The following is a 2,031-nucleotide window of genomic DNA, read 5'->3' as shown; positions in this document are numbered from 1 at the left end:
GGAGCAAGAACTTGTCTAGTCATGTGCTAGGCACTCCCGGCGAAACGCGAACCGAAGAAATACCGCTTAAGCCGGTATGGAACCGGCGAAAAGCGGCATAGGCGCGGATTCCAAATTTCTACTCCATCTGCGGTTGACGTGAATCTGCTAATGCGTTAACAACCAGGCCGCAATGGCTGGCGGCACTTCGCGCTGAGAACGGGCGCTGACATAAATACCGATATGGCCGCCCTTAAAGGACAGTTCTGAGTAATCCTGGCTGCCGCAAACTCCGGCAAGCGCTGTGGACGCCGCCGGTGGCACCAGATGATCCTGGCTGGCATAGACATTCAGCACTGGCATGGTGACGCTGTGTAAATCCACTTGTCGATCTCCAATCACCACTTCGCCTTTGACCAGCTTGTTCTGCTGAAAAAAATCCTTGGCGAACTGGCGGAATGCTTCCCCCGCCTGATCCGGGCTGTCGTAAATCCATTTCTCCATCCGCAGAAAATTCTTCAGCGCGTGGGCATCATCGAGAATGTCCGCCACATCAACATACTTCTGCCCGGCTAAGCGGAACGGACTCAGCGATACAAAAGCGAAATTCAGCATCTGGCCGGGCAAATTGCCGAAGGTATTCACCAGCAAATCCACATCCACATGCCGGATCAGATGGGTGAGTAGATTATCGGGCGTATGAAAATCTACTGGCGTGACCATGGTGATCAGATTGCGGATTTTCTCCGGGTAAAGCGCTGCAAAGCACAGGCTCAGGGCACCGCCCTGACACACGCCCAGCAAGTTAATTGCGTCCAGATCATGGCGCTCGCGCAGGTGGTCCACGCAATGCTGGATATAGCGTTGAATGTAATCCGCCAGAGTCAAATGGTGATCCTCAGCATCGGGATAGCCCCAGTCAATCAGATAGATATCCAGCCCGGCATCCAGTAATCCCCGGATCATCGAGCGGTCTTCCTGCAAATCCATCATGTAGGGACGGTTGACCAGCGCGTAGACAATCAGCAGGGGTACGGGATGCGGTTGTTCCACCCGGGGTTGGTAGCGGTAGAGGGTCAGCTTGCCTTCCTGGTAGACCGGATCGCGGGGCGACACTCCGGTCTCGATCTCACCCAAATCGCGCAGAGTTTTAGCGCCTTGAGTCAGCTTGGCGTGGAAATGCTGAAGTTCCTCGGTAATCCGTTCGGGCGTCAGACCAATCATGGTTGAGTTTCTCCAGCAGAATAACAACGCAACAGGGTATTCAGCAGGTACCCGCTGAACTCGCTGTATTCAGTGCTGCGCAGCATTCGCCCGTAGGTTTCCTCATTGCACTCCACCCACAGGTTGTATAGGTCGCGCAGGTGATCCACGGTCGCCCCCGCCGCTACTTGCGTAGTCAATCGCTGCTCCATCAAATCCAGCGCCTCCTTGGCGGCTCGCTGTAACAGGCCGAGGTATTGGGTTTGAGTGCGTTGATACGCCTGCCAAGCATCGGGGTTAGTGCCGGTCTGTGGCGTAATGGATACGGGAAAACCCAGTGAAGCAATCGCCTGCTGCCAACCGTCCAGGGTCGCGGTCCACAGGTGAGCCAGTTCGGGATGGCTGCCCGGATCGTCCGTGGCCTGAGCCAACGCAGTCTTGATCGCGTCGAAATACTGACCCAGGGCTGCGTTCCAGTCGCCCTCTTGCGCGAGAGTTTCATGGAACCGCGCACTGAGCGGTTGCAGTTGTTCGCCAAAGGCTAAATAGGTGCGCGCTGATTTAAGCAGCAGTTCAATATTGAAGCCGCTCGGATCGGAGGGGTCAGTTCGTTCGGCCATGGCTAAGGTGGTGGACTGGTGGATTGAGCAGGAATTTTACGATGGTATTTCAGTATAGCGGGTTCAGCCGATTTCACCGCTTTGCCGGAAGGCGCAACGATCACCTCATGCACTCTTGGAATCCGCGCCTATGCCGCTTTTCGCCGGTTCCATACCGGCTTAAGCGACATTTCTTCGGTTCGCGTTTCGCCGGGAGTGCCTAGCACATGACTAGACAAGTTCTTGCTCC

2 protein-coding genes are annotated in these 2,031 nt (G+C 55.5%); both read right to left on the bottom strand.

Annotation, left to right across the window (positions count from 1 at the left end; all coding sequences use genetic code 11):
• Window positions 1–147: 147 nt before the first annotated feature.
• Window positions 148–1,203 carry a class III poly(R)-hydroxyalkanoic acid synthase subunit PhaC gene (locus BN874_RS17915; RefSeq protein ID WP_034435673.1) on the bottom strand — a complete coding sequence of 352 codons (1,056 nt, stop codon included), beginning with the start codon at window positions 1,201–1,203 and terminating at the stop codon, window positions 148–150.
• Complete coding sequence (locus BN874_RS17910) at window positions 1,200–1,802, bottom strand: poly(R)-hydroxyalkanoic acid synthase subunit PhaE (protein ID WP_034435672.1); 603 nt, start codon at window positions 1,800–1,802, stop codon at window positions 1,200–1,202. Before BN874_RS17910 ends, BN874_RS17915 begins: the two co-directional genes overlap by 4 nt.
• Between the last annotated feature and the right edge of the window lie 229 nt (window positions 1,803–2,031).

It is taken from the genome of Candidatus Contendobacter odensis Run_B_J11 (assembly GCF_000531125.1).
GTDB classification, from domain to species: Bacteria; Pseudomonadota; Gammaproteobacteria; order Competibacterales; family Competibacteraceae; genus Contendibacter; species Contendibacter odensensis.
The sequence above is the reverse complement of the archived record's forward strand: the minus strand, read 5'-3'. Positions and strand labels throughout refer to the sequence as shown.